Origin of the sequence: Variovorax trehalosi, assembly GCF_051216415.1 — a bacterium.
Classification (GTDB): Bacteria; Pseudomonadota; Gammaproteobacteria; order Burkholderiales; family Burkholderiaceae_C; genus Variovorax.
Genome location: NZ_JBPJZG010000015.1, coordinates 1 through 21111 on the forward strand (window position 1 = coordinate 1; position 21111 = coordinate 21111).

The 21111-nt window shown below is 64.9% G+C and carries 20 protein-coding genes, 1 other RNA gene and 1 pseudogene; 8 read left to right on the forward strand and 14 right to left on the reverse strand.

Annotation, left to right across the window (positions count from 1 at the left end):
- The 12 genes and pseudogenes from ACSFA7_RS33005 to gyrA form a co-directional block, all read right to left on the reverse strand.
- A pseudogene (locus ACSFA7_RS33005) lies at nucleotides 1-171 on the reverse strand (C4-dicarboxylate ABC transporter substrate-binding protein); the annotation flags it as partial.
- A gap of 166 nt (nucleotides 172-337) precedes the next feature.
- On the reverse strand, nucleotides 338-658 hold the full coding sequence (locus ACSFA7_RS33010) for a ComEA family DNA-binding protein (protein ID WP_435503269.1): 321 nt from the start codon (nucleotides 656-658) through the stop codon (nucleotides 338-340).
- A 140-nt stretch (nucleotides 659-798) separates the two neighbouring features.
- Nucleotides 799-1977: a lipopolysaccharide assembly protein LapB gene (lapB, locus tag ACSFA7_RS33015; protein WP_435503270.1), complete on the reverse strand. Its 1179-nt coding sequence runs from the start codon at nucleotides 1975-1977 to the stop codon at nucleotides 799-801.
- Nucleotides 1967-2308, reverse strand: a complete 342-nt coding sequence (locus tag ACSFA7_RS33020; RefSeq protein ID WP_042582389.1) for a LapA family protein — start codon at nucleotides 2306-2308, stop codon at nucleotides 1967-1969. The genes lapB and ACSFA7_RS33020 overlap by 11 nt, the downstream gene beginning before the upstream one ends.
- Before the next feature lie 46 nt (nucleotides 2309-2354).
- Nucleotides 2355-2678: an integration host factor subunit beta gene (locus ACSFA7_RS33025; protein WP_013540224.1), complete on the reverse strand. Its 324-nt coding sequence runs from the start codon at nucleotides 2676-2678 to the stop codon at nucleotides 2355-2357.
- Nucleotides 2679-2755: 77 nt separating this feature from the next.
- The gene (rpsA, locus tag ACSFA7_RS33030) at nucleotides 2756-4444 is read right to left on the reverse strand and encodes a 30S ribosomal protein S1 (RefSeq protein WP_012746757.1); all 1689 of its coding nucleotides are present in this window, start codon (nucleotides 4442-4444) and stop codon (nucleotides 2756-2758) included.
- 196 nt (nucleotides 4445-4640) lie between these two features.
- On the reverse strand, nucleotides 4641-6653 hold the full coding sequence (locus tag ACSFA7_RS33035; RefSeq protein WP_435503271.1) for a bifunctional 3-phosphoshikimate 1-carboxyvinyltransferase/cytidylate kinase: 2013 nt from the start codon (nucleotides 6651-6653) through the stop codon (nucleotides 4641-4643).
- Between the two features lies 1 nt (nucleotide 6654).
- Complete coding sequence (locus ACSFA7_RS33040; RefSeq protein WP_435503272.1) at nucleotides 6655-7548, reverse strand: prephenate dehydrogenase; 894 nt, start codon at nucleotides 7546-7548, stop codon at nucleotides 6655-6657.
- A 14-nt stretch (nucleotides 7549-7562) separates the two neighbouring features.
- A complete protein-coding gene (gene pheA, locus ACSFA7_RS33045) occupies nucleotides 7563-8684 on the reverse strand; it encodes a prephenate dehydratase (protein WP_206178011.1) in 1122 nt (373 codons plus the stop codon).
- Between the two features lie 25 nt (nucleotides 8685-8709).
- Nucleotides 8710-9777 (reverse strand): 3-phosphoserine/phosphohydroxythreonine transaminase, encoded by a 1068-nt coding sequence (gene serC, locus ACSFA7_RS33050; protein WP_435503310.1) that lies wholly within the window; start codon nucleotides 9775-9777, stop codon nucleotides 8710-8712.
- Nucleotides 9778-9846: 69 nt separating this feature from the next.
- The gene (locus ACSFA7_RS33055) at nucleotides 9847-10437 is read right to left on the reverse strand and encodes a DUF2059 domain-containing protein (protein WP_435503273.1); all 591 of its coding nucleotides are present in this window, start codon (nucleotides 10435-10437) and stop codon (nucleotides 9847-9849) included.
- Nucleotides 10434-13079 (reverse strand): DNA gyrase subunit A, encoded by a 2646-nt coding sequence (gene gyrA / locus ACSFA7_RS33060; protein WP_435503274.1) that lies wholly within the window; start codon nucleotides 13077-13079, stop codon nucleotides 10434-10436. The genes ACSFA7_RS33055 and gyrA overlap by 4 nt, the downstream gene beginning before the upstream one ends.
- Nucleotides 13080-13304: 225 nt before the next feature.
- Between gyrA and ompA the strand changes: the two genes are divergently transcribed.
- From ompA to ssrA, 4 genes are all read left to right on the forward strand, one after another.
- Entirely contained in the window at nucleotides 13305-13955 is a 651-nt protein-coding gene (gene ompA / locus ACSFA7_RS33065) for an outer membrane protein OmpA (protein ID WP_435503275.1), read from the forward strand.
- A 128-nt stretch (nucleotides 13956-14083) separates the two neighbouring features.
- Entirely contained in the window at nucleotides 14084-14812 is a 729-nt protein-coding gene (gene ubiG / locus ACSFA7_RS33070) for a bifunctional 2-polyprenyl-6-hydroxyphenol methylase/3-demethylubiquinol 3-O-methyltransferase UbiG (RefSeq protein WP_435503276.1), read from the forward strand.
- On the forward strand, nucleotides 14809-15477 hold the full coding sequence (locus ACSFA7_RS33075; protein WP_435503277.1) for an HAD-IA family hydrolase: 669 nt from the start codon (nucleotides 14809-14811) through the stop codon (nucleotides 15475-15477). Before ubiG ends, ACSFA7_RS33075 begins: the two co-directional genes overlap by 4 nt.
- Nucleotides 15478-15489: 12 nt before the next feature.
- Nucleotides 15490-15876: a transfer-messenger RNA gene (ssrA, locus tag ACSFA7_RS33080) on the forward strand.
- 60 nt (nucleotides 15877-15936) lie between these two features.
- Here the strand turns inward: ssrA and ACSFA7_RS33085 are convergent.
- Nucleotides 15937-16149 carry a hypothetical protein gene (locus tag ACSFA7_RS33085; protein WP_206178018.1) on the reverse strand — a complete coding sequence of 71 codons (213 nt, stop codon included), beginning with the start codon at nucleotides 16147-16149 and terminating at the stop codon, nucleotides 15937-15939.
- Nucleotides 16150-16158: 9 nt separating this feature from the next.
- A complete protein-coding gene (locus ACSFA7_RS33090) occupies nucleotides 16159-16437 on the reverse strand; it encodes a hypothetical protein (protein ID WP_435503278.1) in 279 nt (92 codons plus the stop codon).
- 50 nt (nucleotides 16438-16487) lie between these two features.
- Here ACSFA7_RS33090 and ACSFA7_RS33095 point away from each other — a divergent pair, with 50 nt between their 5' ends.
- The 4 genes from ACSFA7_RS33095 (at nucleotide 16488) to ACSFA7_RS33110 (ending at nucleotide 21104) form a co-directional block, all read left to right on the forward strand.
- On the forward strand, nucleotides 16488-16736 hold the full coding sequence (locus ACSFA7_RS33095) for a hypothetical protein (protein ID WP_435503279.1): 249 nt from the start codon (nucleotides 16488-16490) through the stop codon (nucleotides 16734-16736).
- Between the two features lie 175 nt (nucleotides 16737-16911).
- Nucleotides 16912-18507, forward strand: coding sequence for a class I SAM-dependent methyltransferase (locus ACSFA7_RS33100; RefSeq protein WP_435503280.1), 1596 nt, complete (start codon nucleotides 16912-16914; stop codon nucleotides 18505-18507).
- A gap of 53 nt (nucleotides 18508-18560) precedes the next feature.
- Nucleotides 18561-20297 carry a gamma-glutamyltransferase gene (gene ggt / locus ACSFA7_RS33105; RefSeq protein ID WP_435503281.1) on the forward strand — a complete coding sequence of 579 codons (1737 nt, stop codon included), beginning with the start codon at nucleotides 18561-18563 and terminating at the stop codon, nucleotides 20295-20297.
- Between the two features lie 57 nt (nucleotides 20298-20354).
- Nucleotides 20355-21104, forward strand: coding sequence for a pseudouridine synthase (locus ACSFA7_RS33110; RefSeq protein ID WP_435503282.1), 750 nt, complete (start codon nucleotides 20355-20357; stop codon nucleotides 21102-21104).
- Nucleotides 21105-21111: the final 7 nt, after the last annotated feature.

Below are 21111 nucleotides of genomic sequence, written 5' to 3' on the forward strand. Positions count from 1 at the left end.
GATCTTGACCTTGCCGGCGGTGGCCGCGTCCACGTCCTTGGCGAACTGCGTGATGTTTTCGGTGTGGTAGTTGGTCGCGGGGTACGCGGTGGGCAGGTCCCACTTGGTCTGCGCGAAAGCCGCGGCCCCAAGGGTGAGGCCCGCGAGGGCAATGCCGAACTTGTGATTCATGAACGCGCTCCGGAATGTAGTGAAAGCAAAACGAAAGGAAGCATACGTGCAAATTTCGGGCCACTTCCTGAGGCATTTCCCTGCCATGTTGCGTGCGTGCGGCAGACCGAGCGCGCATGAAAAAGCCGCCTCGGAGGCGGCTTTTGCTGTGGCTGTATGTGCGCGGTCAGGGCTTGGGAGCCTTGGGGGCCTTTGCTTCCTTCGGTGCTGCGGCGGCCGCACCGCCGAAGGCCTGGCCGTTCACCGTGAGACCTTCGGCCGAGAGCTTCTCCGCCTTCTTTTCCTTCACGCCCTTGACGCGCTGCATGAGGTCGGGCCAATCCTTGAATTCGCCTTGCTTGCGCGCCTCGATGATGCGCTTGGACATGGCGGGTCCGACGCCATTGAGGCCGTCGAGCTCGGCTTCGGTGCCCTTGTTGACGTCGACGGCAGCGAACGAAGCGACCGCGAACAGCATGGCCGAGACGGCCAGGATCTTCTTGAACATGATTGAAAAACTCCCTGATTTGTAGGTATGACTGACAGCCGACAAATGCGTCGGCTGGCGTTCAACGAGACCAGGGAAAGGGGCGTTGACGACCTCGTCGCCCCGGTGACCATTGTTCCGAAACGTGGTCGGAACCTTGCTCAGAGTTCTTCGACGCGGCGCGGCGGATAGCTGTCCCAGGCCTGGCAGCCGGGGCAGTGCCAGAAGTACTGGTGCGCCTCGAAGCCGCAGGCGGCGCAGCGGTAGCGCATCAGCGGGCGGGTGGCCTGGTCGAGCGCGCGTTGCACCTGTGGGTGGAACTGCTCGTGCTCGAACTTTTCGCCTGCCAGCCAGCGCGACGCCGCGACCAGCGAGGGTTGGTGCGCGAGGTGGGCGATGTAGCCGTCGCGCGGGGTGGGGGGCTGTTGCTCGTCGGTGGCGGTCGTCGTCGATGGGGTGCCGCCCAGGGCGATCAGCGCCTCGAGCACGTCGATCGATGGCGACTCGGCATAGCGCCGCTGCAGCAGCGCGAGCGCCTCTGCTTCGCGGTGCGCTGCCACTGCGGCCTGCTGCAATGCGGCGGCGTACAGGGGCAGTGCGAGGGGCGCGGTGTCGCTCAGTGCAACGAGCGTGTCGAAGGCTGCGGCCGCATCGCCGTTGCGCAGTTGCAGGTTGGCGGTGTCGATGGCTGGGCGCGGCGCCTGTGGGGCCAGTTCGACGGCTTGCGCGAGCAGCTTTGCCGCAGCGGGCAGTTCGCCGGCCGCCACGCGTTCGGTCGCCTGCTCGCAGAGGTGGTGCGCGCGGCGCGTGGCGTAGCTGGCCTGGTCGGACTCGTCCAGCTTCTGCGCCACGTCGGCGGCCTGGGCCCATTCGCGCGAACGCTCGTAGATGGCGAGCAGCGAGAGGCGCGCCTCGTTCTCGTAGCGCGTGCCTTCGAGCTTCTGCAGTGCGGCTTCGGCGCGGTCGAGCAGGCCGGCGCGCAGGAAGTCCTGCGCCAGGGCGTGTTGTGCGCGCTCGCGGTCGGCGCGGCTCAGGTCGCCACGGCCGAGCAGGTGCTCGTGCACGCGCACGGCGCGCTGGTACTCGCCGCGGCGGCGGAACAGGTTGCCGAGCGCGAAGTGCAGCTCCTGCGTGTCGGGGTCGTTCTGCACGGCCTCGATGAAGGCGTCGATGGCTTGGTCCTGCTGCTCGTTGAGCAGGAAGTTCAGGCCGCGGAAGTAGGCCTTGGGCGCCTGCCGGTTCTCGAGCTTGAGCTGGCGGATGTCGAAGCGCGATGCGAGCCACCCGAGCACGAAGGCGACGGGCAGGCTGATCAGCAGCCAGCTGGGATCAAAGTCCATGTTGACGTACGGCGGGGAGGTCGGTGGCGGAGATGGACGGTGCCGCTGCTTGGGCGGTCACGGCCGTCGGTGCCGTTGTTGTGGAGATGGCTTCGGTCGCCGAGGGGCCCTGGGCCGCCGCGGCGGCGCGGTGTTTCCACCAGCCCGGCAGCATGCCGAGCGCGCCCACCACGAGCCCGCCCGCGAAGGCCGCGAGCACGACGAGCACCAGCGGTGCGCGCCAGTGGGTGCCGAAGAAGAAGTAGACGGTCGCGTCGTGCTGGTTGTTCAGCGCGAAGGCGAAGAGCGTAAAAAAAATGGCTGCCTTGAGCAGCCACAGGAGGTATTTCATAGCCATTCCCGTTGCCGGAGGCATTCTACGTTTGCATCCACGCGGATCAGGCCTTGCGGCCCTTGGCTTCCTTGGCGTCGAGCTCGGCCGTCTTCGCGTCGACCGCTTCGCGCAAGGCCTTGCCCGGCTTGAAGTGCGGCACCCGCTTTTCCGGGATCTGCACGCTCTCGCCCGAACGCGGATTGCGCCCGATGCGCGGCGGACGCCGGTTGACCGAGAAGCTGCCGAACCCGCGAATCTCGATGCGGTGCCCGCGCACCAGCGCGTCGCTCATCGCGTCCAGGATGGTCTTGACGGCGTATTCGGCATCGCGGTGCGTGAGTTGCGCAAAGCGCGCTGCGAGTTCTTCGACGAGGTCAGAGCGGGTCATAGAGGCCAGTGCAGAGAAAACGTGGACGAAAAAAAAGACAGAGCGGCCCCAGGGCCTGCTCTGTCTTCGGACTCAGCTTACTTGCTGTCGTTGTTGTCGAGCTTGGCGCGCAGCAGGGCGCCCAGGCTCGTCGTGCCCGCGTTTTCGCGTGCCGACTGCTGGCTCAGGTTGGCCATGGCGCCTTGTTCGTCGACCATGTCCTTCTGCTTGATGGACAGCTGGATGTTGCGGGTCTTGCGATCCACGTTCACGACGATGGCGGTGACTTCGTCGCCTTCCTTGAGCACGTTGCGGGCATCTTCGACGCGGTCGCGCGAGATTTCCGAAGCACGCAGGTAGCCGATGATGTCTTCGCCGAGGTCGATTTCAGCGCCGCGGGCATCCACGGTCTTGACCTTGCCGGTCACGATCTGGCCCTTGTCGTTCACGGTGGTGAACGTGGTGAACGGGTCGCTGTCGAGTTGCTTGATGCCCAGCGAGATGCGCTCGCGGTCGACATCCACAGCCAGCACGATCGCTTCGACTTCCTGGCCCTTCTTGTAGTTGCGAACGGCGGTTTCGCCGGCTTCGTTCCACGAGAGGTCCGAGAGGTGAACCAGGCCGTCGATGCCGGCAGCCAGACCCACGAACACGCCGAAGTCGGTGATCGACTTGATCGGGCCCTTGACGCGGTCGCCGCGCTTGGTGTTCTGCGCGAACTCTTGCCACGGGTTGGCCTTGCACTGCTTCATGCCCAGGCTGATGCGGCGCTTGTCTTCGTCGATTTCCAGGACCATGACTTCGACTTCGTCGCCCAGCGAGACGATCTTGTTCGGAGCGATGTTCTTGTTGGTCCAGTCCATTTCGGAGACGTGCACCAGGCCTTCGATGCCGGGTTCGAGTTCGACGAACGCGCCGTAGTCGGCAATGTTCGTGACCTTGCCGAACAGGCGGGTCGATTGCGGGTAGCGGCGCGAAACGCCCATCCAAGGGTCGTCACCCATCTGCTTCAGACCCAGCGAGACACGGTTCTTTTCGGTGTCGAACTTGAGGATCTTGGCGGTGATTTCCTGGCCGGCCTGAACGACTTCGCTCGGGTGGCGAACACGGCGCCATGCCATGTCGGTGATGTGCAGCAGGCCGTCGATGCCGCCGAGGTCCACGAACGCACCGTATTCGGTGATGTTCTTGACCACGCCGCGGACAACAGCGCCTTCCTTCAGGGTTTCCATCAGCTTGGCGCGTTCTTCGCCCATGCTGGCTTCGACCACGGCACGGCGCGACAGCACGACGTTGTTGCGCTTGCGGTCGAGCTTGATGACCTTGAATTCGAGGGTCTTGTTCTCGTACGGGGTCAAGTCCTTGATCGGACGCGTGTCGATCAGCGAGCCCGGCAGGAATGCGCGGATGCCGTTGACCAGGACGGTCAGGCCGCCCTTGACCTTGCCGCTGGTGGTGCCGGTGACGAAGTCGCCCGATTCCAGGGCCTTCTCGAGGGCGAGCCACGAAGCGAGGCGCTTGGCGGTGTCGCGCGAGAGGATGGTGTCGCCGTAGCCGTTTTCAACGCTGCCGATGGCAACGGAAACGAAATCGCCGGCCTGGACTTCGAGTTCGCCCTTGTCGTTCTTGAACTCCTCGATCGGCACATACGCTTCGGACTTCAGACCGGCGTTGACGACGACGTGGTTGTGTTCGACGCGCACGACTTCGGCCGTGATGACCTCGCCGGTGCGCATTTCGGAACGCTTCAGGGACTCTTCGAATAGGTCGGCAAAAGATTCAGACATTTATGGTTCCTTCCGTCAGGCAGGGTTGGCAGGCGCTCTTGCGAAATTGCGTGCGGCTGCTGTGGATCTGGAGACGGCGGTTTTGTGGGCTGGTGCCCGGGTTGGTTGAACAACCAGAAGGCCGGTGCGCTGTCGCGCGAAAAGAGCCTGCTGGAGCGGTAGGCGCCATCCGGACAACCCGGTTGGCGCGAGCCTTTCAAGCGGACTTAAAAGGCTGCACTTGCTGCCACCAGTTCAACACCGTGTCGATCGATTTTTCGATGGACAGCTGGGAGTTGTCGAGGTGGCGGGCATCTTGCGCCGGCTTCAGAGGAGCGACGCTGCGAGAGGAGTCCCGGGCGTCACGTGCTTCCAAGTCGGAGCGAAGACTGTCGAGTGTAGTCGAAATACCCTTTGAAATCAACTGCTTATGACGCCGTTCTGCCCTTTGAGCGGCGCTCGCCGTGAGGAAGACCTTGAGCGTGGCGTCCGGGAAGATCACGGTGCCCATGTCGCGGCCGTCGGCGACCAGGCCAGGGAGCTGGCGAAAGCGCTGTTGCAGCGCGAGAAGGGCTTCGCGCACGGCAGGCAGCGTCGAGACGCGGGAGGCGTCCATGCCGGCCGCCTCCGTGCGGATCTCGTCGCTTACATCCTCCCCGTCCAGCACCACCTTGCCCTCGGTGAACTGCAGGGGCAGGGCGGTTGCCAGCGCGGCGATCTGCGCCTCGTGCTGTGCATCGGCGCTGAGGCCGGCGCGACGCATGGCCAGGCCCGTCACACGATAGAGCGAGCCCGAGTCCAGGTAGTGGTAACCCAGGAGGCGCGCCACTTCGGCGGCCAGCGTGCCCTTGCCCGAGGCGGTCGGGCCGTCGATGCAGATCACCGGCACCTCGGCAGCCTCCGCGACCGAGAACAGGGTTTCGAAGTAATCGGGGAAGGTCTTGGCGACGCAGTGCGGATCGAGGATGCGCACCGGCACGCCTGCCGGGTTGAACGCCGCGAGCGAAAAACACATCGCCACGCGATGGTCGTCGTACGTGCGGATGCTCGCCGCCTGCCAGTCGGCCTGCGCGAGCGGGTGCACGCGGATGAAATCGGGGCCGGCCTCGACCGTGGCGCCGAGCTTCTTGAGCTCGTTGGCCATGGCGTCGATGCGGTCGGTTTCCTTGACGCGCCAACTGGCGATATTGCGCAGCGTGCTTGGTCCGTCGGCATAAAGCGCCATGACGGCGAGCGTCATCGCCGCGTCGGGGATGTGGTTCGCGTCGAGGTCGATGGCCTTGAGCGGCCAGGCGCCGCGCCGCACTTCGAGCCAGTTCGGTCCGCTGTCGACCTCGGCGCCCATCTGCCGGGCCGCGTCGATGAAGCGGATGTCGCCCTGGATCGAATCGGCGCCCACGCCTTCGATCCGGATGCCAGTCTTGCCAGAAACGCCCGTGGCGATGGCACCTAGTGCTATGAAATAGCTAGCAGAGGAGGCATCGGCCTCGACATGGATGTCGCCCGGCGAGCTGTAGCTGCTGCCGGCGGGAATGGTGAATCGCTCCCAGCCGTCGCGCCGCACCGTGATGCCGAAGCGCGCCAGCAGGTTCAGCGTGATCTCGATGTAGGGCTTGGAGATCAGTTCGCCGACCACCTCGATCACGATGTCGTTGCGCGCTGCGAGCGGCAGCGCCAACAGCAGGGCTGTGAGGAACTGGCTGGAGACATCGCCGCGAACGCGGATCGGCGCGTCGAGCACGAGGTCGTTGTGATCGACCGGATGGATGCGCAGCGGCGGATAGCCGGGGTTGCCGAGGTAGTCGATCTGGCAGCCGAGCTGGGTGAGCGCATCGACCAGGTCGCCAATGGGCCGCTCGTGCATGCGCGGCACGCCGCTCAATTCAAAGTCACCGCCGAGCAGCGACAGCGCGGCCGTCAGCGGGCGCATGGCGGTGCCGGCGTTGCCGAGGAAGAGAGGCAGCAGCTCTCCACCGGACTTCAGCTGGCCGCCGAGGCCGGTGATCTGCAGCGTGCTCCCCACGGGCTGGACGCCGCAGCCGAGCGCGCGCAGGGCGTCGAGCATCACGCGCGTGTCGTCGGAATCGAGCAGGTCGTGGATCATGGTGGTGCCGCTCGCGAGCGAGGCCAGAAGCAACACACGGTTCGAGATGCTCTTGGAGCCCGGCAGCCGGACCGTGCCGGCGGCGCCCACGAGGGGCGGGAGGTCGAGGAATGCGGTCGAGAACATGTCAGCTGTCCTGCTGGGCCGAAGCGTCGGAACTCGCGTTCGGTTTCCAGGCGGCGCGCGCCTTGCTGGCAGCGGCAATGGATTGCTCCAGCCCCTGCAGGTCGCCCGCGGTCATCAGCGCCTCGAGGTCTTCCAGTGCCTTGCGGAAGGCCTGGGACTGCAGCAACACCTGCTCGCGGTTGGCGAGCAGCACATCGCGCCACATGACCGGATCACTGGCGGCGATGCGCGAGAAGTCGCGAAAGCCCGGTCCCGCAAGGCTCAGGAAGCGGTCGCCCTGCGGCTGCGCGGTGAGGGCGTTGGTGTACGCGAACGCCAGCAGGTGGGGCAGGTGGCTCACGGCGGCGAACGAGGCGTCGTGCTCTTCGTGCGTCATGGTGACCACGTTGGCGCCGATGCCGCTCCACACCTGCGAGGCGCGCTGCACGTTCGAGCGCAGCGTGGTCTTGACCGGCGTCAGCACGACCTGGCGGCCGGTGAAGAGCGACGCTTCGGCGTGCTCGATGCCCGAGACTTCCTTGCCGGCGATCGGATGGGCCGGGACGAAGTTCGCGAACTGCTTTTGCAGGCCGTTGCGTGCGGCTTCGATCACGTCGCCCTTGGTCGAGCCGACGTCCATCACCAGCGTCTCGTTCGAGATGCCGTGGCGGATCGCCTTGAACATGGCTTCCGAGGCTGCCACCGGCACAGCCAGCAGCACGAGGTCGGCGCCCGACACCGCCAGCAGCGCAGAGGGCGCCGCCACGTCGATCACGCCGAGCTGGCGCGCCCGTTCGGTGGTGGACGGCGACTTGCTGTAGCCGACCACGCGTTTCACCAGCTTCGCGCGCTTGAGCGCGAGCGCAAAGGAGCCGCCCATGAGGCCGCAGCCGATCAATCCCAGTTGCTCGAACATCGTGTCTGTCCGGCTCAGGCTTTGACGGGGTAGGCGCCAAGCACCTTGTAGAACGCGCAGAGGCCGCGCAGTTCGGCCAGCGCCGCAGCCACGTTGGGCTGCGAAGGATGACCGTCCAGGTCGATGTAGAAGTAGTACTCCCACTGGCCGGTGCGCGCGGGGCGCGACTCGAAACGCGTCATCGACACGTTGTTGGTCTTGAGGGGCACCAGCAGGTCATGCACTGCGCCGGGCTGGTTCGGCACCGAGACGATCAGGCTCGTGCAGTCCTTGCCCGATGCCGGCGGCATGGCCAGCGTCTGCGGCAGGCAGATCACGGAGAAGCGGGTGCGGTTGTACGAGTCGTCCTGGATGGCGTGCGCCACGATGTGCAGGCCGAAACGGGTGGCGGCGCGTTCGCCGGCGAGCCCGGCCCAGGCCGGGTTGGTGGCCGCGAGACGGGCGCCTTCGGCGTTGCTCGAGACGGCGCGGCGCTCGGCATTGGGCAGGTGCTTGGAGAGCCAGGTCTGGCATTGCGCGAGTGCCTGGGGATGGGCCAGCACGGCCTCGATGCCTTCGAGCGAGTTCTCGCTGCGCAGCAGGTGGTGGCGCACCAGCAGGCTGACTTCGCCGACCACATGGGTGGGCGAATGCAGGAACAGGTCGAGCGAGCGGGTGACCACGCCTTCGGTCGAGTTCTCGACGCCGACCACGCCGTACTGGGCGCTGCCCGCGGCGGTGGCGTGGAACACTTCGTCGAAGCTCGCGCAGTAGATCAGGTCGGCAGCGCCGCCGAAGTATTCGATGGCGGCCTGTTCGCAGAAGGTGCCTTCGGGTCCCAGCACGGCCACGCGCTGCGGCGATTCGAGGGCGAGGCACGCCGACATGATTTCGCGCCAGATGGCGGCCACATGCAGGTCCTTGAGCGGGCCGCCATTGCTTTTCTGCATCTTGTCGATGACGGCGGCAACGCGGTCAGGACGAAAGAACGGCGTGCCTTCGCGCTTCTTGACCTCGCCGACGAGTTCGGCCACGTGGGCCCGCTCGTTGAGCAGGCTCAGCAGGCGCTGGTCGAGCGAGTCGATCTGCACGCGCAGATCGGCAAGGCTTTCGGAGTTGTAGTTGGAGGAGGGCGGTGTGGGTGCGGAGGCGGTCATCGGTGCGAGCAGCTAGGGCATGCGCCTAGGCATGCGATCGCTCGAATTCTCGCATGTAGGCCACAAGTGCCTGCACCCCTTCCAGCGGCATGGCGTTGTAGATGCTCGCGCGCATGCCGCCGACCGATTTGTGGCCCTTGAGCTGCAGCAGCCCGGCTTCGCGTGCGCCGGCCAGGAAGGCCTCGTTCCGGCTTTCGTCGGCCAGGAAGAACGGCACGTTCATGCGCGAGCGGCAGCTCGCATCGATGCGGTTGGCGTAGAAGTCCGAGCCGTCGATGAAGCCGTACAGCAAGTTGGCCTTCTCGATGTTGCGCTGCTCCATCGCGGCCACGCCGGTGAGCGAGCCTTCGGTCTGCTGCAGCAGCCACTGGAACGTCAGCCCCGCCATGTAGATGCCCCAGGTCGGCGGGGTGTTGTACATGGAGCTGTTGTCGGCCACGGTCTTGTAGTTGAAGGCGCTCGGGCAGATCTCGAGCGCATGGCCCAGCAGGTCGTCGCGCACGACGACTATCGTGAGGCCGGCCGGGCCCAGGTTCTTCTGCGCGCCGCCGAAGGCAAGGCCCACGCGGCGCCAGTCGACGCTGCGCGAAGCCACGTGCGACGAGAAATCGATGACGAGCGGTGCATCGCTGCCGAGCGCGGCGAGGTCGGGCAACTGCTGGAACTCGATGCCGTTGATCGTCTCGTTGGTGCACAGATGCACGTACGAGGCATCCTTGGTGAGTTGCCAGGTCGAGGGATCGGGCAGCTTCGTGTGCTGGTCGTCGGCGTTGCTTGCAGCCACGCGCGCAGTGCAATAGCGCTGCGCTTCCTTGTGCGACTTGATGCTCCAGCTGCCGGTGATGACGAAGTCGGCGGTTTTGCCGCGCGACAGGTTCATCGGGACGATGGCGTTTTCGCCGAGGCCGCCACCCTGCATGAACAGGATTTGGAAATTGGAAGGCACGGCCAGCAGCGTGCGGATGTCGGCTTCTGCTTGCGTGCAGATGGCGCCGAATTCCTTGCCGCGATGGCTCATCTCCATCACGCTCATGCCGCTGCCCTGCCAGTCGAGCATTTCGGCGGCGGCGCGTTGCAGCACCGCTTCCGGCATGGCAGCCGGACCGGCCGAGAAGTTGTAGGGTCGCTTGCCGGCCGGCGTCTGCTGCTGGGTCACGTTGCTTTACTTCTTGGCGGGTGCCTTGGCTGGCGCCTTGGCGGGTGCGGAACCTTGGGCCGGAGCGTCGGTCGGGGCGCCGAGGGCCTTCGCCACGTTGGTGTCGAGCGCGCGCATCTTGGGCTCGATGGAAGCGCGGGTTTCGGCCACCAGCTTTTCCGTCAATGCGGTCTGCATCTTCGGATTCAGCTCCTGGTACTTCTTGCTGAGCGGCGAGTTGATCCAGGCCAGCAGCTGCTTGAGCTCGTCTTCGCTGAAGTTCTGCTCGAGCAGCGGGGTCAGGGCGCCGGGTGCCAGTTGCACGGCCTTGTCGCGCACGATGGGGTAGGCGTCGTCGAAGTATTTCTTCAGCTCGGCATCGGCAGCCTTGGCGGCCGATTCGCGCTTGGCTTCGGGCACTTGCGTCTGCAGGTACTGCGAGCCGGCCTGCGCGATCGGGGCGCTCGACTGCTCGACCAGGCCGCGCGCCAGCGATTCGATGCCGGGGCGCTGGATGTCGATGAACTGCTTGATCAGCGTGGCCTTGTCCTGGGCCATGGCGGCCATCGAGCTGCTGGCCAAAGCTACCGTCAGAAGTGCGAGTTTGATTTTTTTCACTGAGGATTCTCCGTTGAAGATGTGGAAGTATCGTCTGCGTCCGGCTCGGTCTCGCCGTTCGCGTCGTTCTCGACGATACGTTGTAGCCCGCTGAGTTTGGCGCCTTCGTCAAGCCCGATCAGCGTGACGCCTTGCGTCGCGCGACCCAGTTCACGAATTTCGGCAACCCGGGTGCGCACAAGCACGCCCTTGTCGGTGATGAGCATGATCTCATCGTCCGCATGCACGAGGGTGGCGGCAACGACCTTGCCGTTGCGCTCACTCTGTTGAATCGCGATCATGCCTTTGGTTCCGCGACCGTGGCGCGTGTATTCCGTAATGCTTGTTCGCTTTCCGTAACCATTTTCCGTGGCGGTGAGCACGCTCTGCTGCTCGTCCTCGGCCACCAGCATGGCGATCACGCCCTGGCCCGGGTCGAGCGACATGCCGCGCACGCCGCGCGCATTGCGGCCCAGCGGTCGGACGTCGTCTTCAGCGAAGCGCACGGCCTTGCCGCCGTCGCTGAAGAGCATCACGTCGTGCTTGCCGTCGGTGAGCGCGGCGCCGATCAGGTAGTCGCCCTCGTCGAGGTTCACGGCAATGATGCCGCCCTTGCGCGGGTTGTTGAATTCGTCGAGCGCGGTCTTCTTGACGGTGCCCATCGAGGTCGCCATGAACACGTACTGGTCGGCCGGGAAGTTGCGCTTCTCGCCCGTCAGCGCGAGCGCGACGTTGATCTTCTCGCCCTCTTGCAGCGGGAACATGTTGACGATCGGCCGGCCGCGCGAGCCGCGCGAACCCGCCGGCACTTCCCACACCTTGAGCCAATAGAGGCGGCCACGGTTGGAGAAGCACAGGATGTAGTCGTGCGTGTTGGCGATGAAGAGCTGGTCGATCCAGTCGTCTTCCTTCGTGGCGGTGGCCTGCTTGCCGCGGCCGCCACGCTTCTGCGCACGGTATTCGCCCAGCGGCTGGCTCTTGATGTAGCCGCTGTGCGAGAGCGTGACCACCATGTCGGTCGGGGTGATCAGGTCTTCGGTCGAGAGGTCGAACGCGCTGTGCTCGACCAGGCTGCGGCGTGCGCCGAGCTTGCTCTGGCCGAACTCCTGCTTGATGGTGCCCAGCTCGTCGCCGATGATGACCGACACGCGCTCGGGCTTGGCCAGGATGTCGAGCAGGTCGTCGATCTCGGCCATGACGTCCTTGTACTCGGCAACGATCTTGTCCTGCTCGAGGCCAGTCAGGCGTTGCAGGCGCATCTGCAGAATTTCTTGCGCCTGCGTGTCCGAGAGGCGATAGAGGCCGTCAGAACCCATGCCGAATTCGCGCTCGAGGCCTTCGGGGCGGTAGTCGTCGGCGTTGATCACGCCGCCGTCGGCGCGCGACCGCGTGAGCATCTCGCGCACCAGCTTGCTGTCCCAACTGCGAGTCATCAGCTCGGCCTTGGCGACCGGCGGCGTCGGCGATTCGCGAATGATCCGGATGAACTCGTCGATGTTGGCCAGCGCCACCGCCAGGCCCTCGAGCACGTGGCCGCGCTCGCGGGCCTTGCGCAGCGTGAAGACGGTGCGGCGCGTGACCACTTCGCGGCGGTGCTGAAGGAAAACCTGGATCAGGTCCTTCAGGTTGCACAGCTTGGGCTGGCCGTCGACCAGCGCCACCATGTTGATGCCGAAGGTGTCCTGCAGCTGCGTCTGCTTGTAGAGGTTGTTCAGCACGACCTCGGGCACTTCGCCGCGCTTGAGCTCGATCACCAGGCGCATGCCCGACTTGTCGGACTCGTCCTGGATGTGGCTGATGCCTTCGATTTTCTTCTCGTGCACCAGCTCGGCCATGCGCTCCTGCAGCGTCTTCTTGTTGACCTGGTAGGGGAGCTCGTCGACGATGATCGCCTGGCGCTGGCCACGATCAATGTCCTCGAAGTGGCACTTGGCGCGCATCACGACCTTGCCGCGACCGGTGCGGTAGCCGTCCTTCACGCCGTTGATGCCGTAGATGATGCCGGCGGTGGGGAAGTCGGGCGCCGGCACGATCTCCATCAGCTCGTCGATGCTGGCCTCGGGGTTGCGCAGCAGGTGCAGGCAGGCGTCGACGACCTCATTCAAGTTGTGCGGCGGGATATTGGTGGCCATGCCGACCGCAATACCGCCAGAGCCATTGACCAGCAAATTCGGCAGCTGGCTTGGCAAAACTTTCGGTTCTTTTTCGGAGCCGTCGTAATTGTCCTGAAAGTCGACAGTTTCCTTGTCGATATCGGCCAGCATTTCATGCGCAATTTTGGCCAGCCGGATTTCCGTATAACGCATTGCGGCTGCGTTGTCTCCATCCACGGAACCGAAGTTGCCCTGGCCGTCGACCAGCATGTGGCGCATCGAGAAGTCCTGCGCCAATCGCACGATGGTGTCGTAGACCGATTGATCGCCGTGCGGGTGGTATTTACCGATCACGTCGCCGACGATACGGGCCGACTTCTTGTACGGCCGGTTCCAGTCGTTGTTGAGTTCGTGCATGGCGAAGAGCACGCGCCGATGCACCGGCTTGAGGCCGTCGCGTGCATCGGGGAGCGCCCGGCCCACGATCACGCTCATGGCGTAATCGAGATAGCTGCTGCGCATTTCCTCTTCGAGACTGATGGGCAGGGTTTCTTTGGCGAAGGATGTCATTGAGCGAGAGGCTGGCGGCAGGAAGGCGAAATTTTACGCTGTGAGGGGTGTCGCTCCGCCGCAACACAAGCCGGCTATTCCGCCTCCGTCCTACGCTTCAGGGGCGTCCGGCGGCCTGTTTGCCAAAGACCCTATGGCACAATCGTCTCAACGTTTTGGGTGGTGGTCACTTAAAGCGTCCTTGATTCGCAGCGCGGCTGCGGCTTTTTCCCCAAGAGGAGAACCATGAAGAAACTGAATAAAGTGGCGATGATGTTTGCAGTCGCTGCGCTCGCCACTGCCGCCGGCGCGCAGACCCGTGTCACCGCTGCGGACGGCGGTCCTACGATCGACAACTGGCAAAACGGCACCGGCGAACTGGTCTGGAAAAACGGCACGAACGAACTGTGCTGGCGCGATGCCAACTGGACGCCGGCTACCGCCGCCGCTGGTTGCGACGGCGCTCTGGTTCGCCCCGCTGCTGTCGCTCCCACTCCTCCTGGCGTGACGCCTCCTGCTGCTACGCCGCCGGCCGTCGCTGCCTCGAAGGTGACCTTCGCTGCCGACGCATTCTTCGACTTCGACAAGTCGGTTCTGAAGCCTGAAGGTCGCGCCAAGCTGACCGATCTGGTGGAGAAGATCCGTGGCGTCAACCTCGAAGTGATTATCGCTGTGGGCCACACCGACTCGATCGGTACGGACGCCTACAACCAGCGTCTGTCGGTGCGTCGCGCCGAAGCCGTCAAGGCCTTCCTGGTCTCGAAGGGCATCGAACGCAACCGCGTCTACACCGAAGGCAAGGGCGAGAAGCAGCCAGTGGCTGATAACCGCACCAAGGAAGGCCGCGCCAAGAACCGTCGCGTGGAAATCGAAGTGGTCGGCACCCGCGCCAACTAATCAGTCGATTCCATCGATGATGAAAACCCCGCCTTGGCGGGGTTTTTTTATGCCTGTCGAATTCGTTGGCCAGGACTCAACGAGATCGCCCTGCGCATGCCGGCCATTGCCCGCTTCATAATTGCCATATGACAGAAAATGTGAATGCCGATCCGGCTGAGCTCGCCAAGTTTTCAGAACTTGCACATCGATGGTGGGATTTGGAAAGCGAATTCCGCCCACTGCATGAAATCAATCCATTGCGCTTGGAATGGATTGACGGTATTGCGCCAATTTCTCAGTGCCGCGTGCTCGATATCGGGTGCGGCGGTGGAATCCTGGCAGATTCGATGGCCCGAAAGGGCGCCGATGTGCTGGGCATCGATCTGGCGGGCAAGGCGCTCAAGGTCGCTCAGCTTCATGCGCTCGAAGCCGGCACGCGTGGCGTCAAATACCGCGAGATCAGCGCCGAAGCACTTGCCGCCGAACAGCCGGGCAGCTTCGATGTCGTCACCTGCATGGAAATGCTGGAGCATGTGCCGAAGCCGGCCTCGGTGATCCAGGCCTGTGCCACGCTGGTCAAGCCCGGTGGGTGGGTGTTCTTTTCGACCATCAACCGCAACCTGAAGTCCTTTGCGCTGGCGATCGTAGGGGCGGAATACATCCTCGGGATGCTGCCGCGCGGCACCCACGAGTACGCGAAGCTGATTCGTCCCAGCGAGCTTGCGGCCTACTGCCGTGCGGCGAGCCTCGACCTGCGGCACACGCGCGGAATGGAGCACAACCCGCTGACCCGTCGCTACTGGCTCAGTGCCGATACCAGCGTCAACTACATGTTCGCAACACAGAAACCATCGCTGCCGGGTGCACAGGAATGAAGAGTTCGCTCACACAAGCCGTGCTGTTCGATCTGGACGGCACGCTGATCGACAGCGCGCCCGACCTGGGCGCCGCAGCCGACAGGATGCGGACCGATCGCGGCCTGGAGTCCTATCCCCTCGACCGCTATCGTCCGCATGCGGGTTCGGGTGCGCGCGGCATGCTCGGCGTGGCATTCGGCATCACGCCCGATGCCCCCGAATTCCCCGAGTTGCGCGAAGAGTTCTTCGTCGCCTACGAGCGCCGCATGCTGCTCAACACGCAGGCGTTCGATGGTGTCCAGGCGCTGATCGATGCCATTCAGGCGCGCGGCCTCGTCTGGGGCGTGGTCACCAACAAGTCGATGCGATTCACCGATCCGTTGACCCGCGCCATGCCGCTCTTTGCCAGCGCGGGTGCCATCGTGAGCGGCGACACCACCCCGCACGCCAAGCCGCATCCCGAACCGCTGCACGAAGCAGCCCGTCGGTTGGGCGTTCCCTCCGAGGCATGCATCTATGTGGGCGACGATGAACGCGACATCATCGCGGGCCGCGCCGCCGGCATGCGGACGGTGGCCGCCACCTACGGCTACATGGGTTTGCAGGCCGATGCTGCGCTCTGGAAGGCCGATGCTTCAATCTCTTCGCCCATGGAGCTCTTGCAACTGCTCAATAGCGCCTAAAATAGATCGCTTGGGGCTGCACTGGTTTCGACGTGGGTTCGGAGTCGCAGCGGGGCATGTCGAGCTGAATGCGCTCGTAAAACAGATTCAAACAAACTAACTGCAAACGACGAACGTTTCGCACTCGCTGCTTAATTGCCAGTGAGCTTTGCAACAGCAGGCCGATGGGCTGGGCAAGGGGGTGACAGAGCAATCTGAATCCTCCCGGCTGCAAAGATAATTACATGGGCTGGCTTCGATCCGGGTACCTTGGGTCGAGGCGAGAAAATAGGGTGCTGGCGTCCGGTTTAGCGTGTGACTGCGCGACTCCGGAAGCGAGACTCAAATCAGATCACTAAACATGTAGAACTGCGCGATGAAGGCTTGCGGACGGGGGTTCAAATCCCCCCAGCTCCACCACTCAACAGAACGGCAGTCGTTGTCACCAACGACTGCCGTTTTTATTTCAGGCCCTGAAGCTCAGTAGCACTGGAACAGCACGCCGGACTCCGCCGGTGCCCTGCCGATCCACTTCGGCGTCAGGCTCTTCGCACTGCAGTAGTCCGCTGCCAGCGTGTAGCTGGGCGCACGCAGGACGCCTTCGCGAAACGGCACGATCTCGTTCGGGGCCGTGCAACCGGTGATGACGGTGGTGATCAAGGCAAGCGGAAGCAGTGTGGTGCGCCAATTCATCGGGGCATTCTAAGACGCCGGGTCTCCGCCCGTGCCGGGCTTGAGCCCGGGATAGAGATACCTGAAATACGCGCCCGACTTGCCGAACAGTTGCTGCGCGAGCTTCACCGGGTCTTCGCCCTTGTGCTTCTCGTAGAGCACCGGTCCCCAGATGATGAAGCCGTCGATGCTGAGGCTCCTGGGGGCGGGCTCGATGGCCTTCCATGCGTGTGCGAACTTCGAGATCCAGGCCAGAGCCTCGGTCAGGGCGTGATTGGGAGTGGGGGCGATATCTTCGGGCGTAGACATTGCGGTATCCTTGATGAAAAGACTGTACAAATATACAGTAAAATACCGTCATGGAAAACATCCCGGCCACCCTCTGGATCGCTGCCTGCGCGCATCGGCTGCGGCAGCGCTGGCATTCGGTCGATGCTCTCGAGCTGGAGGACGTCGCACGCACGCTTCGACGCGATGCGCGGCTGCGGGCCATGTCACCCGACGAGGCGGCCAACGACTGGCTTCGTCCTCTCACGGAAGCCTCGGCGCATGGGCCTGCCTTTCCACCCACTCGGCTGCCTTCAGGGCAGCACCCGATTTCTCCTTGACGGGTCAGCCGTCCCCCGCCAGCCACCTGTGCGGGGTCCTTGATGCCATGCCAGCAGAAAGGCTTGAGCCCAGCTTCATTGCTGGGTTTTTTTTTGCCTGATCGCGGGGCTATAGTCGGCCAGCGCTGTCACATCGCAACCTTCCAGAACCTTCGTAGATCCCCAAAGGACGCCCGTGCCGGATTCACTGACTTCCACGCTGACCAGCTACTACGACACGGTGCCCTACGACTCGCACCCGTTCCCACAGTCCGCGATGGAGCACCTGGAAGCGCTGGCCTTCCTGTTCGGACTCGATACTCCCGCCCCCGCCACGGCCCGCGTGCTCGAGCTTGGCTGCGCGGCCGGCGGCAACCTGATTCCCTTCGCGGCGCGCCACCCCGAAGCGCGCGCCATCGGCGTCGACCTGTCGACCGTGCAGGTGTCGCAGGGCGCTGCGGCCATCGCCGATGCCGGCCTGTCGAATGTGGAGCTGAAGGCGTTCAACATCGCCGACATCGACGCCTCGTTCGGCCAGTTCGACTACATCGTCTGCCACGGCGTCTACAGCTGGGTGCCGGGTCCGGTGCAGGACGCGATCCTGCGCATCTGCTCGGAGAACCTCGCGCCGAACGGCGTGGCCTACGTGAGCTACAACGTGTACCCGGGCTGGAAGGCGCGCGAGATCGTGCGCGACGCGATGATCCTGCGTGGCGGCCCGCGCGACACGCCCGACGAAAAGCTGTCCTACGCGCGCGGCATGCTCGAATTTCTCGAGCAGTCGGCGCGGCCCGACAGCGTGCTTAAGAAGACGCTCGATGAGGCCATGCCCATCGTGCGCGGCGCCAACAGCTCCTACCTGCTGCACGAGTTCCTCGAGCCCTGCAACGAGCCGTGCTACTTCAAGGAGTTCGCCGCGCGTGCCGACGCCCGCGGCCTGGCCTACCTGTGCGACGCGGAGCCCTCGACCATGTTCGTGCAGAACTACGGAGAGAAGGTGCGCGATCCGCTGCTGCGCGAATGCGGCGGCAGCCAGATCATGATGGAGCAGTACCTCGATTTCCTGGTCAACCGCACCTTCCGTCAGACCCTGCTGGTCAAGCAGGAGCGTGCCCGGGACATCCGCTATCGCCTCGATCCGGCGCGTATCCGTGCCATGGAATTCGCCGGCGTGTTCACTACCGAGGACGGCGGCGCGCTGACGCTCGATGCGCGCGAGCAGCCCTGCAATGCGATCCGCAACCTCAAGGTCACGCTGCGCCTGCCCGTGCACAAGGCCGTGGCGCAGGTGCTCGAGACGCGCTATCCGGCGTCGGTGTCGGCAGAGGCCCTGATCGATGCCGCGGCAAAGCTCACCGGTGAGCCGCGCGATGCGGTCCAGCGGGTCGTGCTGGCCATGCTCGAAGAACTGGTGATCCTCGGCGCCTTGCGCTTTCGCCGCACGCCGGTGCCAACGGCGACCGACGTCTCCGACCTGCCGCAAGCCCTGGCAACCGTTCGCGGTGCGCGCGCTCTCGCGCTCACGGCGGGCGCCAACGCCCAGACTTGCAACCAGTGGCACGAGCCCGTCGGTCTCACGTTGCTCGAGCGCAGCCTGCTGCCACTGCTCGATGGCACGCATTCACACGAAACACTCGCGGAGCACCTGGTCGCCGAAGTACGCGCCGACCGCCTGCGGTTCATCAAGGACGAACAACCGCTGACCGATCCTGAGGCGCTGAAAGAGTTCGCGCAGCAGCAGGTGGTGCTGGCCTTGAAGGACCTGCGGCGCAAGGCGCTGCTCACGGCCTGACCGTTTCCGTTCCATTCCCTCGTTCTTCATCCAACTCAAAGAGGAGACTTCCCATGCAGCAATTCCACTGGACCCCGAGACTGCGCGCCGCAGTTGCGGCCGCACTCGCGCTGACTGCGGCGGGCGCGTCGCAGGCGGCCTCGCAGGCGCCGGTCGCGGCCGAGCACGGCATGGTCGTGAGCGCGCAGCACCTGGCCAGCAAGGTCGGCGTCGACGTCCTCAAGCGCGGCGGCAATGCGGTCGATGCGGCGGTCGCGGTGGGCTACGCGCTGGCGGTGGTGTACCCGGCGGCGGGCAACCTCGGCGGCGGCGGCTTCATGACCGTGCAGCTGGCCGACGGCCGCAAGACCTTCCTCGACTTCCGCGAGAAGGCGCCGCTGGCCGCCACGGCCAACATGTACCTCGACAAGGACGGCAACGTCGTCAAGGGCCTGAGCACCAACGGCCACCTCGCGGTCGGCGTGCCGGGCTCGGTGTCGGGCATGGAGTACGCGCGCGAGAAGTACGGCACGATGAAGCGTGCCGACCTGATCGCCCCGTCGATCCAGCTGGCCGACAAGGGCTTCGCGCTGGAGCAGGGCGACATCGACATGCTGTGGACCTCCACCGCCGACTTCCAGAAGGACCCGGTCTCCGGCGCGATCTTCCTGAACAAGGGCCAGCCCTTCCAGGTCGGCCAGAAGCTGGTGCAGAAGGACTTGGCCAAGACGCTGAAGGAGATCAGCGCGAAGGGCCCCGACGGCTTCTACAAGGGCTGGGTCGGCAAGGCGATCGTGGCATCGAGCCAGGCCGGCAAGGGCATCATCACGCAGGCCGACCTCGACCAGTACAAGACGCGCGAACTCGCGCCGGTGGAGTGCGACTACCGCGGCTACCGCGTTGTGTCGGCACCGCCCCCGAGCTCGGGCGGCGTGATCATCTGCGAGATGCTCAACATCCTGGAGGGCTATCCGCTCAAGGACCTGGGCTTTCGTTCGGCGCAATCGGTGCACTACCAGATCGAGGCCATGCGCCATGCCTACGTGGACCGCAACAGCTACCTTGGCGATCCGGACTTCGTGAAGAACCCGCTCGACCGCCTGCTCGACAAGGGCTACGCCGAGAAGATCCGCGCCGCCATCGACCCGAAGAAGGCCGGCGTCTCCAAGGACATCAAGCCCGGTGTCGCGCCGCATGAAGGCAGCAACACCACCCACTACTCGATCACCGACCAGTGGGGCAATGCGGTCTCGGTCACCTACACGCTGAACGACTGGTTCGGCGCCAAGGTCACGGCCGACAAGACCGGCGTGCTGCTGAACAACGAGATGGACGACTTCACCTCCAAGATAGGCGTGCCCAACATGTACGGCCTGGTGCAGGGCGAGGCCAACGCCATCGCCCCGGGCAAGCGGCCGCTCAGCTCGATGAGCCCGACCATCGTCTCCAAGGACGGCAAGCCGGTGTTCGTGGTCGGCACGCCCGGCGGCAGCCGCATCATCACGGCGGTGCTGCACACCATCCTGAACGTGGTCGACTACGGCATGAACGTGCAAGAGGCCGTCGATGCGCCGCGCTTCCACCAGCAGTGGCTGCCCGACGTCACCAACGTCGAGACCTTCGCGATCAGCCCCGACACCCGCAAGATCCTGACCGACATGGGCCACAACCTCGGCGTGCCGCAGCCGGCCAACCACCTCGCGGCGATCATCGTCGGCGCGCCTTCGCTGGGCGGCAAGCCAGTGGGCGCCAACCGCTTCTACGGCGCGAACGACCCCCGCCGCAACACCGGTTTGGCCGCCGGTTACTGATCCTGCAAACTCAGGGGCGGTCGTGCCATGCTGGCGCGGCCGCCTTTTTCATTTCCCATGCATCTGCAAGACATCCTCTATACCCAGGGCTTCGGCACGCGACGCGTGTGCGCGGGGCTGGTTCAACAAGGCCACGTGACCATCGACGGCAAGGCCGTGACGGACCCCTTCGAAGACCTCGACCCCGAAGGCCTGCTCTACACCGTGCAGGGCACGCCGTGGGCCTATCACGAGAAGGCCTATCTGATGCTGCACAAGCCGGCCGGCACCGAGTGCTCGCAGAAGCCCTCGACCTACCCGAGCATCTACACGCTGCTGCCCTCGCCGCTGCGCCTTCGGCCCAACAAGGGCGCGGTGCAGGGCGTGCAGGCCATCGGCCGGCTCGACCAGGACACCACCGGCCTCCTGCTCATGACCGACGACGGCCAGTTCATCCACAAGATGGGCTCGCCCAAGCACCACGTGCCCAAGGTCTACGAGGTGACGGCCAAGCACCCGGTGGACGAGGCGCAGATCGCCAAGCTCCTGGCCGGCGTGGTGCTCGACGACGATCCGAAGCCGGTGCGCGCGGCGGCCTGCGAATCCGACAGCCCGCTGCACCTGCGGCTCACGCTCACCGAGGGCAAGTACCACCAGGTCAAGCGCATGCTGGCCGCGGTGGGCAACCGGGTGGAGGGGCTGCACCGTTCGCGCATCGGCGACCTCTCGCTGCCTGAGGGCCTGGCCCCGGGGCAGTGGCGCTGGCTGACGGCCGAGGAGGTCGCGGCGCTGCGTGCGCCAGCCAAGCCGGCCAAACCACCGAAATAGGGGGGAG